This is a genomic window from Streptomyces sp. NPDC001851 (assembly GCF_040297165.1).
Lineage (GTDB): Bacteria > Actinomycetota > Actinomycetes > Streptomycetales > Streptomycetaceae > Streptomyces.
Genome location: NZ_JBEOYR010000023.1, coordinates 47,834 through 63,223 on the forward strand (window position 1 = coordinate 47,834; position 15,390 = coordinate 63,223).

The following is a 15,390-nucleotide window of genomic DNA, read 5'->3' on the forward strand; positions in this document are numbered from 1 at the left end:
GACCCAAGTCGTAGACGAGTTACTGGAGTTGCCGCATTGCGGACGTTTCTCGCGGACACCCCACCGGACGTTCGCCGCTCATGTGTTCGTGCACGCTCTGATCGTCTTGTACACGTCGAACTCTGACCGGATTTGGCGCCATGCGAGGCGCCCCCGAGGACTCCATAAGGGCATGGACGCCATCACAGTCGAACAGCCCGCCCAGGCCCGGCTCATCACCGCCGACGACCTGGAGATCCCCGTGCCCGCCACACTGCGCTACACCACGGACGATCCCCTGGCCGTCCAGGTGGACTTCCCCGCCGAGGCCGCCCTGGAGGGCGAGGAGGTCACCTGGATCTTCGCGCGCTCCCTGCTCGACCAGGGCCTGCGGGCCCCGGCCGGCCACGGGGACGTACAGATATGGCCGTACGGCCGCACCCGGACCGTCGTGGAGTTCCACTCGCCCCACGGCCTGGCCCTGCTGCAGTTCCCCGCCTCGGCGCTGCGCCTCTTCCTGCTGCGCACCTACACCGTGGTGGCGGCCGGACAGGAGGACGTGGCCGACGTGGTGGAGCGGGGGCTGAGCGCCCTGTTCGGCGGGGTGTGACGGGAACCGCCGACCACTTCGGCTTCTGTTCATCTCCGCCTCACCGCACCGGTATGGACCCTGAGCACCACCGCGGGCACCCTGGCGCGCGGTGTGCCGCAGGGGCACTCCGGTGACGAGGACGGGGCCAATGACACCGATCAGCCGAAGAGGCTTCGTGGGGCTCGGCGCCTCCGTGGCGGCGGGTGCGGCGCTGGGCGCCGGCACACTCCCCCAGAGCCCGAATGCGCTCGCTCTGGGAGGTACCCCCATCACGGCGGCCGCCGCGACCACGGCGACCGGCACGATCAAGGATGTGCGGCACGTGGTGATCCTCATGCAGGAGAACCGCAGCTTCGACCACTACTTCGGCCGCCTGAAAGGCGTGCGCGGCTTCGACGACCGCAGCGGCATCACCCTGGCCGGCGGCTACCCGGTCTTCAGCCAGCCGAACGGAACGGGCCGCCAGTACCCGTGGAAGCTCAGCGCGACACCGCCGGCCGGCGGCAGGGACGGTGAAACCCTGGCCCAGTGCAACGGCGACCTGCCCCACTCGTGGTCCTCGCAGCACTCCGCCTGGAACAAGGGCCGCATGGACAACTGGGTCGCGGGCGTCGGCAACGTCCGCTCGCTCGGCTACCTGGACCGCTCCGACATCCCCTTCCACTACGCGCTCGCCGACAACTACACCGTCTGCGACGCCTACTTCTGCTCCGCGCTCAGCGCGACCGGCCCCAACCGCACCTACCTGTGGAGCGGCAAGGTCGACGCCTCCTCCCACGACGGCGGCGACGAGTCCGGCCTGACCTGGCAGAACTACGCCGAGGCGCTGCAGGCCGCCGGGGTGACCTGGAAGGTCTACCAGAACGCGGCCGACAACTACGGTGACAACGGCTGCGCCTACTTCACGAACTTCGCGAACGCCAAGGCGGGCGACCCGCTGTACGACCGCGGCATGTCCTCGGTACCGAAGGTGACCGGCTCGACCCCCGATGACATCGCCGCCGCCCTCAAGGCCGACGTGCTCGCGGGCACGCTCCCGCAGGTCTCCTGGATCGTCCCCAACCAGGCCTTCTCCGAGCACCCCTACGCCCCGCCCGGCGACGGCGCCCACTTCGTGAACCTCGTCTACCAGGCCCTCGCCGCCGACCAGGACGTCTTCGACTCGACGGTCCTGTTCCTCACCTACGACGAGAACGACGGCTGCTTCGATCACGTGCCCCCGCCGGTGCCGCCCGCCGGAACGCCCGGGGAGTTCCTGAACGGGGTGCCGTACGGCTTCGGCTTCCGCGTCCCGATGATCGTCATCTCGCCCTGGACACGCGGCGGCTGGGTCTCCTCCGAGGTCTTCGAGCACACCTCGGTGCTGCGTTTCCTGGAGACCTGGACGACCGCCCTCGGCACGCCCGCCAGGTGCCCCCACATCAGCGACTGGCGGCGCAAGATCAGCGGCGACCTCACCGGCGTCTTCGACTTCGCCGCCCCGGTCCACGGCCCCGTCTCCCTGCCCGCGACGAGCGTCACCGGCATCGCCACCTGCGGCCCGCTGCCCAACCCGGTGCCGGCCGACAACGCCCTGCCCGCCCAGGAGCCCGGCACCCGCCCGGCCCGCGCGCTGCCCTACCAGCCGAACGGCTGCCTGGACCGCCTAGAGTTCGGCGCCGCCGGTGAGATCGTCGCCTGGTTCACCATGGCCAACCAGGGCAGCCCCGCCTCCCGCGCCGCCCACTTCTCCATCCACCCGAACGCCTACCGGGACACCACCCCCTGGCAGTACACGGTCGACGCCGGCGGCACCGCCTCCGACTCCTTCAGCATCGGCACGGGCTACGGCGGCGGCAGGTACGACCTGACCATGGTGGGGCCCAACCGATTCCTGCGCCGCTTCCAGGGCGACGCCACCAAGGCGGGCAAGGCGGCGGAGGTGAGCACCCGGTACGCGGTCGAGCCGGGCACGGGCAGGCTCGCCCTCTACGTCAGGATGACCAACTCGGGCACGGCGCCGGTGAAGTTCACGATCACCTCCCGCCACTACCGCGGCGACGGCCCCTGGACCTACACCGTCGCCGCGGGTGCCTCGACGGAGGACTTCTTCAACGCCGTCGCGTACCAGAACGGCTGGTACGACTTCACGGTGACCGTCGACTCCGACGCGACCTGGTCGCGCCGGCTCACCGGCCACCTGGAGACGGGAGCCGCGAGCGTCAGCGGCTGAACGCGGCGGATGCCACGGCCGAGCCCCTGGTTCCGCCGGCCACCTGGTCGAGCCGACGTATGGGGTCGGCCTCCATGTGGCCGGCGCCCAGTACCGCCACGGTGCCCCGGGGGCGCCGGTTGCCGCAGCGGGCCTCAGTACCGCAGGACTCCCGCGATCCCGTTCGCGTCAGCCAGCACGCCGTCGGGGACGAAGCGGACGTCTGCGCCGGTCTCCAGGCACTGCTCGACGATCTCGTCCACGATGTCCTCGCGGGCGTCGAGATCGCCGGGCTCCGCCGGCACCAGGTGCTCGCCGAGGTCGCGGACGGCCGCCCGGAAGTTCTCCTCCACGGCGAGCAGCCGGACCCGGCCCTCGCGGGCGCTCTGCCACAGCTCGTCCAGACCGGCCGCGAAGGTCCGGTGACCGCGGGCCGAGGTCAGCTCCCGGACCACGTCCGCGGTGTCCTTGCGGGCCTCGGCCTCCAGTACCGGTCGCAGTGCCTGCCACACCGCCTCGGGGCCGGCGTGCGCGAGGCCGCCGTGCGGGACGTGGACGGCGTCCTTGGCGGCGCTGCCGACCTCGTCCAGCAGGGACAGCGCCGCCTGTTCGCCGGTGACGTACAGCGGCCTGGGCTGGTCGCGCAGGACCGTGTTCATGGCGGTGTCCGCCTCGCGCAGGAACTGCCGGGTGCCCTCGTCGCTGAAGGTGCTCGGCAGGCCGCCGGTGCGCATCTGGCGCTCGGGGTCGAAGTTCTCCTGCCGGCGCTCCAGCGGGAAGCCGCCCGAGCGGTCCGGCACCACGCGGTCGTCGCCGCCGCTCCACAGGGTGACGCGGTCCGCGGAGACCGACAGCACCCAGAAGCGCCGTCCGGCCGCCTGCGCGGCGACCAGGTTGCGGGTGAGGAAGGTGTCCGAGAGCACCACCCGCTCGGGGACGGTGCGGGCCAGGGACCACACCTGGTGCTCCCCCGGGGCGGCGAAGATCACCAGGCCGTCCTCGGCGTGGGCCAGATCCACTTCCGTGAGGGCCCGGTCGAGCTGCGCCACGACCTCGTTGCGCCGCTCACGGGTGACGGCGGGGTCGGACTCCAGACGTCTGCGGGCCTCGCTGACCACATTGCGCAGCCGGACGGGATCCTGGCCGTTCTCGGGTTCGCGGCGGTGCGTCGGGGTCAGCACCGACACCGCCGGATACGGACGCGGGCGCCGGAGTTCGGCGAGGGTCGCGGGACTCAGTGCGTGCTCCATGACAGCACGATAGGTCCGATTCACATGTCCGGCATTCGGGGTAACCCGGACCGAAGGCCCAAGGATCTCCCCGCTCACCACGGTGACGCGACAGCCCGCGGACCGTTACCGTACCGGCCAGTAACCGGATCGCAGCGCATCCCCGGAGGCCTGACATGCCGCAGCTCGAACTCGACGGAGCGGCCCTGACGTACGACGACGAGGGTCCCCGTGACGCACCGGGGGCGCCCCTCGTGTTCGTCCACGGCTGGACCGCCGACCGGCACCGCTGGGATCACCAGGTCGCGCACTTCTCGCCGGGGCGCCGGGTGATCCGGCTGGACCTGCGCGGGCACGGCGAGAGCACCGGGGCCGGGGTGCGCACCATCGCGGAGCTGGCCCAGGACGTCCTCGCCCTGCTCGATCACCTGAAGGTCGAACGGTTCGTGCTGGTCGGCCACTCGATGGGCGGGATGATCGCGCAGACCATCGCCCTGGCCCATCCCGAGCGGGTGGAGCGGATGGCGCTGGTGGGCTCCATCGGCCGGATGACGTACAGCCGTGGCCGGGGGCTGCTGATGGCCCTCTCCACCCTCGTGCCGTACAAGCTGTTCGTCGCCGCCAACATCCAGCGCGCCTTCGCGCCCGGCTATCCGCGCGAGGAGATCCGCGCGCACCTCCGCGCCTCCGCGGCGACCCCCCGCGAGGTCGTGATGACGCTGTACGGCGCGATGCGTGCCTTCGACGTCCTGGACCGGGCCGGCGAGATCCGCACCCCCACGCTGATGGTGCACGGCTACCACGACGTCCAGCTGCCGGTGCGGCAGATGCTCCGGATGGCCAAGGCCTACCCGGACGCGGTCGTGCGCATCCTCGACGCGGGCCATGAGCTGCCGCTGGAGAAGCCGGCCGAGCTGACCGCCGTACTGGAGCGGTTCGTGACCGAGAGAGCCTGATGACTCCGGGTGTGTGAGGAGGTCTTTGCCCGTGGCCGGTTCCCGACGGCACCGGCCCGGCGGTGTTGACTGCCTCGGGCAACTGCCGGAGGCTGACCATGTAGGTGCTAGATACAACTGGTTTGCGGGTCGGTCCCTGGTTCACCTGGGAAGGCTGAGGCGAGCGAGAGAGTCGGTCTCGCGCCGGAGGCAGGAGGTAGCGGATGTGCGGCATCACCGGATGGGTCTCCTTCGACCGCGACCTCACCACCGAGGGCACCACGCTGGACGCGATGACCGAGACGATGGCCTGCCGGGGCCCGGACGACCGCGGCACCTGGGCGCAGGGCCCGGCCGCCCTCGGGCACCGCCGGCTCGCGATCATCGACCTCCCCGGCGGCCGGCAGCCGATGTCCCTCGACACCGCCGAGGGGCCCGTCGCCCTGGTGTACTCCGGAGAGGCGTACAACTTCACCGAGCTGCGCCGGGAACTCCAGGGCCGCGGCCACCGGTTCACCACCGACTCCGACACCGAGGTCGTGCTGCGCGGCTACCTCGAATGGGGTGACGCGGTCGCCGAACGGCTCAACGGGATGTACGCGTTCGCCATCTGGGACGGCCGCCACGGCAGGCTCGTGATGATCCGCGACCGCATGGGCATCAAGCCGTTCTACTACCAGCCCACCCCCGACGGCGTCCTGTTCGGCTCCGAGCCCAAGGCGATCCTCGCCCACCCGCTCGCCCGCCGGAGGCTCGCGCTGAACGGGCTGCGGGAACTGTTCGTCCTGGTCAAGACGCCCGGGCAGGCGATCTGGGACGGCATGCGCGAGGTGGAGCCGGGCACGGTCGTCACCGTCGGCCGCTCCGGCCTCTCCACCCGCGTCTACTGGCGGCTCCGGACCCGTCCGCACACCGACGACCGCGACACCACCATCGCCACCGTGCGCTCACTGCTCGACGACATCGTGCGCCGCCAGCTGGTCGCCGACGTCCCCCGCTGCACCCTGCTCTCCGGCGGCCTCGACTCCTCCGCGATGACCGCGATCGCCGCCCGTCAACTGGGCGAGCAGGGCGAGAAGGTGCGCAGCTTCGCCGTCGACTTCGTCGGCCAGACCGACAACTTCGTCGCCGACGAACTCCGCCGCACCCCCGACACGCCCTTCGTGCACGACGTGGCCGAACTGGCGGGCACCGACCACCAGGACATCGTCCTCGACGCGCAGTCCCTCGCCGACCCCGCCGTGCGCGAGCAGGTGATCCGCGCCCGCGACCTGCCGGCCGGCTTCGGCGACATGGACACCTCGCTGCTGCTGCTCTTCCGCGCCATCCGCGAGAAGTCCACGGTGGCCCTGTCCGGCGAGTCCGCCGACGAGGTCTTCGGCGGCTACCTGCAGTTCTTCGACGAGGAGGCACGCCGCGCCGACACCTTCCCCTGGCTGGTCGGCATGGGCCGGCTCATGGGCGACGACGCCGAGGTGCTGCGCGCCGACCTCCGCACGGCTCTGGACCTGGAGGGGTACGCCGCCGACGGCTACCGCACCGCGGTCGCCGTCATCGACCGGCTGGACGGCGAGAGCGACTTCGAGTACCGGATGCGGCAGATGAGCCATCTGCACCTCACCCGCTTCGTCCGCGCCCTGCTCGACCGCAAGGACCGGATGAGCATGGCCGTCGGCCTGGAGGTCCGGGTGCCGTTCTGCGACCACCGGCTGGTCGAGTACGTCTACAACGCCCCCTGGGCGCTGAAGTCCTTCGACGGCCGGGAGAAGAGCCTGCTCCGCGAAGCGGCCGCGGACGTCCTGCCGCGCTCGGTGTACGAGCGGGTCAAGAGCCCGTACCCGTCCACGCAGGACCCGCAGTACGCCCGCGCCCTCCAGGAACAGGCCAAGGAGCTGCTGTCCCGCCCCTCCCACCAGGTCTTCGACCTCGTCGACCGCGACCGGCTCCGCCAGGCCGCCGAACGCGAGGAGCCGGTCAGCACCCAGGCGGCCCGGCGAGGCCTGGAACGCGCCCTGGACCTCGCACAGTGGCTGGAGCTCTACACCCCCGAGGTGACGCTCAGCTGAGGCCGATGGCACGGTCCGCTGCCGCCGGCGTGGGCAGCCACCACGTCGTCACCGGCTCCCACACCAGAACCCGCGTGCCGGTGCCGAGCCGCGCGGCGGTGAAGGAGCGGCCCCGGTGCGCGGCCGAGGCGGCCACGGTCACCGTGTCCACCCGGCGGGCCTCGGGATCCGCCGGGTCGCCGATGGTCCGGACGTCGGCGTAGGCGGTCCGGCCCGCCGCGAGCCGGTAGCCTCCGGTGCCGCCCGCCGGTGTCGGCAGGGCGGCGCCGTCCAGGTCCCTGAAGGTCACCGTGGGCACGCGGTCGACGACGCACGCGCGGGTGCCGCGGTTGGTGACGCTGGTACGCACCACGGTCGGGTCGCCGGCCACGGCCTTCGCCCGGACCGTCAGCGACCTGTCGGCACAGCGGGCGGGCGGGGCGTGGCCCGTGGCGGCCTGGCTCTGCGGTGCGGTCAGCAGCAGGACCGCCGTGGCCGCGGAGGCGGCGGGTACGGCGATGGCGGCGCGGATGCGCATGGCGGGTTCCCCCTGTCGTGGTCACGTACGGGATGCGGCGGCCCTGAGCGCACGCCTGCCCAGTGTGACGGCCCGGATGCGTGGGAGGTTGTGCCGGATTCGTGCCTGTTACCCGGTTGCGTCGCCGCTGTCATCAGTGGGCGGTGCTCGCGCTGCTGCTCCAGTTGCCGCCGTTCGCCGGGCAGGAGCTGCCGCTGGGCGGCAGGGTGCCGTAGAGCAGGAAGTCGTCGACCTTCCGGTGGACGCACTTCGAGGAGCCGTACCCGGTGTGGCCGTCGCCCTTGTTGTCGAGCACCACGGCCGACGAGCCGAGCCGTGCGGCCGTCTCCACGGTCCACCGGTACGGCGTCGCCGGGTCGCCGCGCGTGCCCACGAGCAGCATCCTCGCCGAGTGGACGTCCTTCACCCGGTCGCGGATGAAGTCGGTGCCCTTGGGCCGGCCGTAGCACATGAGCAGCTGGGTGAGCCGGTAGCGGCCGAAGACCGGCGAGGCCTTCTCGTACGCCGGCAGCAGGTCCCTGAGGTCCCTGGTGAGCCGGTCCGCGTCGGGACGGTCGGGGTCGTCGGCGCAGTTGACCGCCATCAGCGCGGACGCCAGATTGTCCGACGGGACGTTCTGCGGATCGACGAGACCGCCGTTCCTCGGCTGCCCCTCGCGGGGCGGAGCGGCGCCGCCGTCGGCGAAGTTCAGCACGCCACGCGTGTCACCGTCCTCCGTCAGCGAGGCCAGCGCGCGCTCCAGGGCGGGCCACAGCTCCCTGCTGTACAGGGCCTGTCCGATGGCGCCCACCAGGTCCTGGCCCGAGAACGTGCCGCCGAAGTCCATCGGGGCGGGGTTCGCGTCGAGCGAGCGCACCAGTCCGGTCACCTGGTCCCCGGCCGCACGCCGGTCCTGGCCGAACGGACAGGCGACGTCCGTCGTACACCAGTCCAGGAAATCGTCCAGCGCGGTCTGCTCCCCCTCCGCGCCGGCCAGCCCCTGCTCGGACAGCGGCTCGGTCAGGGTGTCCACGCCGTCCAGGACGAGCCGGCCGACCTTGTCCGGGAACTGCGCCGCGTACACCGCGCCGAGCCGCGTTCCATAGGAGAAGCCGAGGTAGTTGAGCTTCTTGTCGCCGAGGGCCTGGCGGATGACGTCCAGGTCGCGGGAGGCGTCCACGGTGCCGATGTGCTGCAGCACCGGGCCGGAGTGCCGGGCGCACTCGTCGGCGGACTTCCGCAACTTCGTGAGCAGCGCCCGCGGATGGGCGAGGTCGGCGTGGCGGCCCGTCGCGGCCGCGGCCTCGTCGCTGCCCTTGCCGCAGCTGACGGGGGAGGACCGGCCGACGCCGCGCGGGTCGAAGGTGACCACGTCGTAGCCGTTGGTCAGGTCCATGAACTCCTTGCCGTCGGAGGCGAGTTCGGGTATGCCCGCGCCGCCCGGGCCGCCGAAGTTCAGCAGCACCGAGCCCTGCGACTTCCCGGTCGCCCGATAGCGGGCCAGGGCCAGGTCGAGGGTGCCCGCGCGGGGCCGGGCGTAGTCGAGCGGGACGGTGACCTTCGCGCACTGGAGGTCCCCGGGCATGTCCGGGCCCTTGCAGGCCGCCCACGTCACCTTCTGCCGGTAGAACCGGGACAGGTCGGGCTGTGGCTCCGGCCGGTCGGTGCCGGCCCGGGGGAGCCCGGCTCCGAGGAGTGCCAGGGCGAGGGCTCCGGCGCCCGCGCAGCGCCGCACGGCGGGCCGTCTGGACAGCTTGGCCAGCATCGAATCGCCTCCCGGGACGCCTGTCACGGACCGGGGGACGGCGCCCTCGACCCACCATAAGCGGGCCCCGGGGGGCCCGCCTCCGGGCGAGCGGGACGGCGCCCGGTGCCGTACCCTTCGCGCCCTCCATGCCCGTTGGCGATCATTGAGCGGCTTTACATGCAGTTCGATAACAGTGTCGCTCGACGGGGTGAAAGACCGATAAGCCATAACTCGGATGGTTCGCCTGCGTTCTATGAGGTGCGGGTGAGTGCCCGCGACGACGTCTGGAAGGCAGGGAACCTATGAGACGGGCAACCCGAAACGGTGTGATCGCCGTCGCCGCCGCCTCCGGGGCGATGGCCCTGGCGCTGCCGGTGTCCGCCGCCTTCGCGGCCGACGGCGCGGGCGCCGACGGCTCCGCGGCCGGCTCGCCCGGGCTGATCTCCGGCAACGGCATTCAGCTCCCGGTGCACGTGCCGGTCAACGTGTGCGGCAACACCGTGAACGTGCTGGGGCTGCTCAATCCGTCCGCCGGCAACGCCTGCGCGAACCGTGGCACCGGCTCAGGCGGGTCGTCCACGTCACGCGGGACGTCCGCCCGCGGCGGCGCGCAGGACTCGCCCGGCGTGCTGTCCGGCAACGACCTGCAGCTTCCCGTCGACCTTCCGGTCAACGTCAGCGGCAACAGCGTCAACGTGGCCGGTGCGGGCAACCCGGCCGTGGGCAACCAGTCCGTCAACGGCGAGGCGCCCGGCACCCCCCGCCGTCCGCGCACCCCGGCCCCGAGACCACCGGCCCCCACGAAGCACCGGCCCAGCCCGCGCGCCCACGCCGTCGCGCAGTCGGCGGCGCTGGCGCACACCGGAATGGACGTGACGGCCCCCGCCGTCGCCGGCAGCGCCACGCTCCTCCTCGCGGGCACGGCCCTCTACCGCCGCTTCCGCTCCGGTCACAACGGCTGACCCGCCACCCCTGGAAAGGCCCCACCGGACACCGGCCCGGTGGGGCAGGCATCGCCCACGGGCCGGCGGCGTCACCGGGCGCGGTAAGTTGATCAGGTGAGGGCGGACGGCATACGCGGGCGATGGCGGGCCCTGCCCCGCCCGGCGCGCTGGGCACTCGTGGTGTACGTCGGCGGATTCCTGGAGGGGGCCTGCTACCACGCCCTCGACCTGCTGCGGGGCGGCATCCACGCCTACTCCGGCGTCGGCCCGCTCCCGGTGCGGGTGTTCTTCACCGCCCTGGTCGCCCTCGACCCCCTGGTCGTCGTCCTGACCCTGCGCGCGCGGCCCTCGGCCCTCTGGGCGGCGGGCGGCGTGATGACGCTGGACGTCCTCGCCAACCGGTACGTCAACTGGTCCTGGGTGACGACGGACCCGGGGCAACTGCTGCGCCCGGTCGGGCTGTTGCCCATCACCCTGTTCGGGCTGTTCGTCGCGGCGACGGTGCTTCCCCTGCGGAACGCCTTCACCGGCGCGGCCCCGCGGCATCCCGGCGCGCGCTGCGCCGGGTGACGTCCCCGCTCACGACGACGTCGGCAGGGTCGCCCTGAGGAGTCCGGCCCGGGCCACGAGGTGACCGCCGCCCTCGACCCGCGGCGGGTGCTACGCGGCGAACGCGTCGACACCCGTCAGTTCCGCCGACAGCTGCCACAGCCGGGCCGCCTGCTCCGGGTCGGTCGCCCAGTCCTTGACGCCGCCGCGCTGTTCGCCCTCCGGGGCGGGTCCGGCGATGTCGCAGTCCTCCAGATAGACGCCGCCGATCCCGTCCAGCTGCGGCGAGGTCGCCGCCCACACCTGGGTGGCCGCGCCCTGTGGCGGGGTCTTGAAGCCCTCGGGGTCGAGCACGTTGCCGTGCTCGTCGATCCACCCGCGCTCGATCATCTCCTCCTTGGGCAGATGCCGTTGCAGCGGGGTGATGATGCCGCCGGGGTGCAGGGCGAAGGCGCGGACGCCGGCGTCGCGGCCGAGCTTGTCGAGCTGAACGGCGAACAGGACGTTGGCGGTCTTGGACTGGCCGTAGGCCTCCCACTTGTCGTAGCCACGCTGCCAGTGGATGTCGTCCCAGCGGATGCCGGAGAAGTGGTGGCCACGGGAGGAGACGGAGACGACCCGGGCGCCGCCCGGTGCGATCGCGGGCCACAGACGGTTGACGAGGGCGAAGTGACCGAGGTGGTTGGTGGCGAACTGGGCCTCCCAGCCGGGCCCCACCCGGGTCTCCGGGCATGCCATGATCCCGGCGCTGTCGATCACGATGTCGATGTTCCGTCCCGAGGCGAGGAACCGCTCGGCGAAGCCGCGTACGCTCTCCAGGTCGCCGAGGTCCAGCTCGTCCAGTTCGACGCCGGGGAGGCCGGCCAGCGCCTGCTCGGCCGTGGCCGGGCGGCGGGCGGGTACGACCACGTGGGCGCCGGCCTTGACGAGCGCGCGGGTGGTCTCCAGACCGATGCCCGAGTAACCGCCCGTGACCAGGGCGAGCCTTCCGGTCAGGTCGATGCCCCGCAGGACGTCGTCGGCGGTGCTGGTGGCGCCGAAACCGGATCCGATCCTGTGCTGTGCAGTGCTCATGTCCGAACGCTAGGGATTCGAGTGCGCTCGAAGTCAAGCCGTGCCCGCGCGACGGCTGATCTTGCCGTGGCGCGGCCTCCCTTGATCCGGAAGGATGCGGTGCGGCAGTCCGGTCCCGACGGAAATGGAGCGCATCGATGACCTCTGCGGCCCCCCACGACCTCGTCGTCACGCAGGCCACCCTCGCCGACTGGCCGGTGATCGCCGGATGGGCGGCGGCGGAGGGCTGGAACCCCGGACTGTCCGACGGGCCCGCGTTCTTCGCCCAGGACCCCGACGGGTTCTTCCTCGGCCGCATCGACGGGGAGCCGGTCTCGGCCATCTCCGTCGTCAACTACGGCGCGGACTACGCCTTCCTCGGCTGCTACCTCGTCCGCCCCGACCTGCGCGGCCACGGCCACGGCCTCACCACCTGGAAGACCGCCCTCGCCCACGCGGGCGACCGCACCGTCGGCCTGGACGGCGTCGTCGCCCAGCAGGACAACTACCGCCAGTCCGGGTTCGAACTCGCCTACCGCACCATCCGGTTCACCGGTACCGCCCCGAGGCAGGAGACGCCCGCCGGTGTCCGTCCGGCCGGTCCCGCCGACCTCGCCGCGATCACCGCCTACGACAGCGCCTGCTACCCGGCCGACCGTCCGCGCTTCCTCGCCGAGTGGCTCACCGGCCCCGGCCACCGGGCCTTCGTCCGCCACGACGGCGCACGCCTCACCGGCTACGGCGTGCTGCGGCCCGGCCGGGACACCCTGCGTATCGGGCCCCTCTTCGCGGACACCGCCGACGACGCACGCGCCCTCTTCGCCGCCCTCACGGCCGACGTCGCCGGACACGAGGTCGCCATCGACGTGCCCGAGCCGAACGCGGCCGGCGTCGCGCTCGCCGAACAGGCCGGACTCCAGGCCTCGTTCGAGACCGCCCGCATGTACACCGGGTCCGTCCGCCCGCACGCCCAGGACCGCGTGTTCGGGGTCACCACGCTCGAACTCGGCTGACACGCGGGCACGGGGCCGTACGGCCGGCCACGACCGCGCCGCACAGAGCGCTACGGCACCGGCTCGGTCAGCGCCTCCGCCGCCGGGGCAAGGGGGTCCCGCCGCGGCGGGAAGGCGTACCGCCGGCCCGCCGCGGCCCTCGCCGGCGCCAGGACGGCCGGTACGGTGAGCGAACCGGCCCGGATCCGCGGCCCGCTGGACTCCGGCCCGACCACCGGCCCACCCCCGACGGCACTGGTGCCCGGATCGAACGCGCCGGTGCGCCCCGCGGTCGTGCGCCAGGTCACGGACGCGCACGGGAGCGGCGTGCTCTGGTCCGGCAGATCGTCCACTTCACCGGCCCCGGCCGTGACGCCGGGGGGAAGGTCCACGGCGACGACCGGCCGGAGGGCCCGGCGCCCGGCTCGCCACCGCCGGGTTCCGGGCCGGGCCCGAGGAGACGCCGCCGATCGGCGGGACCGGCCGGCGGCGGCCTCGCGGCAAGCGTCCACTTGCAGCCCTCCGGCGCCGACGGCACCCGGCTGCTCGCCCGCATGGCCGCCGGCCCCGGCACGGTCGTCGCCGTGGTCGACCTCGCCGGGGACGAACCCGTCGGCGCCGCCCGGACGGAGCCGGCGCCCGGCACCCCGAGCGCCTTCGGCCGATGCCGGCGTCAGTGCCGTACCCGGGCCCGGTCCAGTGCCGCGACGCCGACCGCGGCCAGGGCGATCTGGATGAACCACTCGATCCAGTCGGGTCCCTTGGTGTCCGCGACGCCGAACCCGGCGGCGATGGCCGTGCCCAGCAGCGCGGCCACGATGCCGACCACGATGGTCCACAGAATGCCGATGTGCTGTCGTCCGGGGACGACCAGGCGCCCCAGCACGCCGATGACGAGCCCGATGACGAGGGCGCTGATGATGCCCGAGATCTCCATGTCCACCCCTTTTCGTCGTGCCTCCCGCTCCTCGTCTGCCCGCTGGGAGCGGAGTCAGTCCGCTCCGCCTGTTGCCGGGGCTTTCTGTTCATCCGGGCTTCACGCCATGTACCTTTCAACCAATCGACGCGTGTAGAACCCTCAAGCGGGCTCTACGCGCGCAGACTTGGGCGCCCGCACCGCCTCTCCCCACCCCTCATGGAGGTTCGCCGGATGCTTGGATCCAGGAGATCCCGCCGCAGACTCACCACCGCCCTGGCCGGATTCGGGCTGCTGCTCACCGGGGCCGCGGTCCAGGTCGGCAGCGGCACCGCCGCCCACGCGGCGACCACGCACCGCATTCTGTTCGACAACGCCCACGCCGAGACGGCCGGAAACGCCGACTGGATCATCTCCACCAGTCAGCCCGACCCGCTCGGCGAGGACTCCTCCCCGTCGGCCGAGACGGACTGGACCGGCGCCCTGTCCTCCTGGGGCGTGGCCCTGCAGAAGAGCGGCGGCTACAGCCTGAAGACGCTGCCCTCGGGCTCCAGCCTCAGCTACGGCGGCTCGTCCTCGACCGATCTGTCGAACTTCGACACGCTGGTTCTGCCGGAACCCAACACGCTGTTCACCAGCGCCGAGAAGACGGCGATCATGAACTTCGTGAAGAACGGCGGCGGTCTGTTCATGATCTCCGACCACACCGGGGCCGACCGCAACAACGACGGCCAGGACGCGGTCGAGATCCTCAACGACCTGATGACGAACAACGGCGTCGACTCCACCGACCCGTTCGGCTTCTCGATCGACTCGCTGAACATCACCTCCGGCTACCCGGCGGCGATCAGCGACAGCACCGACCCGGTTCTGCACGGCTCCTTCGGCACCGTCACCAAGAGCCTGATCGCCAACGGCACCACCGCCACCCTGAAGCCCGCCGACAACCCCTCCGTCAAGGGCCTGCTCTACCGCAGCGGTTACTCCGGCAACACCGGGGCGTTCTTCCTCACCAGCACCTTCGGCAGCGGCCGCGTCGCCTTCTGGGGCGACAGCTCCCCGATCGACGACGGCACCGGCCAGTCCGGCAACACCCTGTACGACGGCTGGAACGACTCAGGCGCCACCAACGCGGCCCTCGCCCTCAACGCCACCGCCTGGCTGGCCGGCTCGGGCACCAGCGGCGGCGGCGGCACCGGCGGCTGCACCGCCGCCCAGCTCCTCGGCAACAGCGGCTTCGAGTCGGGCAACAGCACATGGAGCGCCACGAGCGGAGTCATCACCGACTCCGCCGGTGAACCCGCCCGTTCGGGCTCGTACGACGCCTGGCTCGACGGCAACGGCACCGCCACCACCGACACCCTCTCCCAGTCGGTGACCATTCCGTCCGCCTGCACGTCGGCGAAGCTCAGCTTCTTCCTGCACGTCGACACGGCCGAGACCACGACCAGTACGGCCTACGACACCCTCAAGGTCCAGGTGCTCAACGGCTCCGGCACGGTCCTGGCCACGCTGGCGACGTACTCGAACCTCAACGCCGGCTCCGGCTACACCCAGCGCAGCTTCGACCTCAGCGGCTACGCCGGGCAGACCGTCACGCTGAAGTTCACCGGCACCGAGGGCTCCAAGTACCAGACGTCGTTCGTCGTGGACGACACCGCGCTGAACGTCAGCTGAAACGGCCGGGGGCGGGCCGTACGG

The 15,390-nt window shown here is 72.3% G+C and carries 14 protein-coding genes; 8 read left to right on the plus strand and 6 right to left on the minus strand.

The features are described 5' to 3' along the window. The first annotated feature begins 172 nt into the window (after positions 1–172). Together ABT171_RS29660 and ABT171_RS29665 are read left to right on the plus strand one after the other, a co-directional pair. On the plus strand, positions 173–589 hold the full coding sequence (locus ABT171_RS29660) for an SsgA family sporulation/cell division regulator (protein WP_351249099.1): 417 nt from the start codon (positions 173–175) through the stop codon (positions 587–589). A 130-nt stretch (positions 590–719) separates the two neighbouring features. Then, positions 720–2,783 carry a phosphocholine-specific phospholipase C gene (locus ABT171_RS29665; protein WP_351249101.1) on the plus strand — a complete coding sequence of 688 codons (2,064 nt, stop codon included), beginning with the start codon at positions 720–722 and terminating at the stop codon, positions 2,781–2,783. 134 nt (positions 2,784–2,917) lie between these two features. Here ABT171_RS29665 and ABT171_RS29670 read toward each other — a convergent pair whose 3' ends face one another. Further along, positions 2,918–4,012 carry a baeRF3 domain-containing protein gene (locus ABT171_RS29670; protein WP_351249103.1) on the minus strand — a complete coding sequence of 365 codons (1,095 nt, stop codon included), beginning with the start codon at positions 4,010–4,012 and terminating at the stop codon, positions 2,918–2,920. A gap of 155 nt (positions 4,013–4,167) precedes the next feature. Here ABT171_RS29670 and ABT171_RS29675 point away from each other — a divergent pair, with 155 nt between their 5' ends. Beyond that, positions 4,168–4,947: an alpha/beta fold hydrolase gene (locus ABT171_RS29675; RefSeq protein WP_351249105.1), complete on the plus strand. Its 780-nt coding sequence runs from the start codon at positions 4,168–4,170 to the stop codon at positions 4,945–4,947. A 203-nt stretch (positions 4,948–5,150) separates the two neighbouring features. Continuing rightward, the gene (gene asnB, locus ABT171_RS29680; protein WP_351249107.1) at positions 5,151–6,992 is read left to right on the plus strand and encodes an asparagine synthase (glutamine-hydrolyzing); all 1,842 of its coding nucleotides are present in this window, start codon (positions 5,151–5,153) and stop codon (positions 6,990–6,992) included. Here asnB and ABT171_RS29685 read toward each other — a convergent pair. Next, positions 6,985–7,509: a DUF4232 domain-containing protein gene (locus tag ABT171_RS29685; RefSeq protein WP_351249108.1), complete on the minus strand. Its 525-nt coding sequence runs from the start codon at positions 7,507–7,509 to the stop codon at positions 6,985–6,987. The two genes, asnB and ABT171_RS29685, sit on opposite strands and share 8 nt — an antisense overlap. A 133-nt stretch (positions 7,510–7,642) precedes the next feature. Next, positions 7,643–9,253 (minus strand): alpha/beta hydrolase, encoded by a 1,611-nt coding sequence (locus ABT171_RS29690; protein WP_351249110.1) that lies wholly within the window; start codon positions 9,251–9,253, stop codon positions 7,643–7,645. A gap of 284 nt (positions 9,254–9,537) precedes the next feature. On the opposite strand from ABT171_RS29690, the gene ABT171_RS29695 reads away from it, so the two are divergent. Together ABT171_RS29695 and ABT171_RS29700 are read left to right on the plus strand one after the other, a co-directional pair. Beyond that, positions 9,538–10,197, plus strand: coding sequence for a chaplin (locus ABT171_RS29695; protein WP_351249112.1), 660 nt, complete (start codon positions 9,538–9,540; stop codon positions 10,195–10,197). A 96-nt stretch (positions 10,198–10,293) separates the two neighbouring features. Beyond that, positions 10,294–10,749: a hypothetical protein gene (locus ABT171_RS29700; protein ID WP_351249114.1), complete on the plus strand. Its 456-nt coding sequence runs from the start codon at positions 10,294–10,296 to the stop codon at positions 10,747–10,749. 90 nt (positions 10,750–10,839) lie between these two features. Here the strand turns inward: ABT171_RS29700 and ABT171_RS29705 are convergent, their stop codons facing one another. Further along, positions 10,840–11,802 (minus strand): SDR family NAD(P)-dependent oxidoreductase, encoded by a 963-nt coding sequence (locus ABT171_RS29705; protein ID WP_351249116.1) that lies wholly within the window; start codon positions 11,800–11,802, stop codon positions 10,840–10,842. Positions 11,803–11,939: 137 nt separating this feature from the next. Between ABT171_RS29705 and ABT171_RS29710 the strand changes: the two genes are divergently transcribed. Further along, positions 11,940–12,794, plus strand: a complete 855-nt coding sequence (locus tag ABT171_RS29710; RefSeq protein ID WP_351249118.1) for a GNAT family N-acetyltransferase — start codon at positions 11,940–11,942, stop codon at positions 12,792–12,794. Positions 12,795–12,844: 50 nt separating this feature from the next. Here the strand turns inward: ABT171_RS29710 and ABT171_RS29715 are convergent, their stop codons facing one another. Further along, positions 12,845–13,165, minus strand: coding sequence for a hypothetical protein (locus ABT171_RS29715; protein WP_351249120.1), 321 nt, complete (start codon positions 13,163–13,165; stop codon positions 12,845–12,847). A 281-nt stretch (positions 13,166–13,446) separates the two neighbouring features. Beyond that, the gene (locus ABT171_RS29720) at positions 13,447–13,710 is read right to left on the minus strand and encodes a GlsB/YeaQ/YmgE family stress response membrane protein (protein ID WP_351249122.1); all 264 of its coding nucleotides are present in this window, start codon (positions 13,708–13,710) and stop codon (positions 13,447–13,449) included. 213 nt (positions 13,711–13,923) lie between these two features. Between ABT171_RS29720 and ABT171_RS29725 the strand changes: the two genes are divergently transcribed. After that, complete coding sequence (locus ABT171_RS29725) at positions 13,924–15,366, plus strand: hydrolase (RefSeq protein WP_351249124.1); 1,443 nt, start codon at positions 13,924–13,926, stop codon at positions 15,364–15,366. The last annotated feature ends 24 nt before the right edge of the window (positions 15,367–15,390 follow it).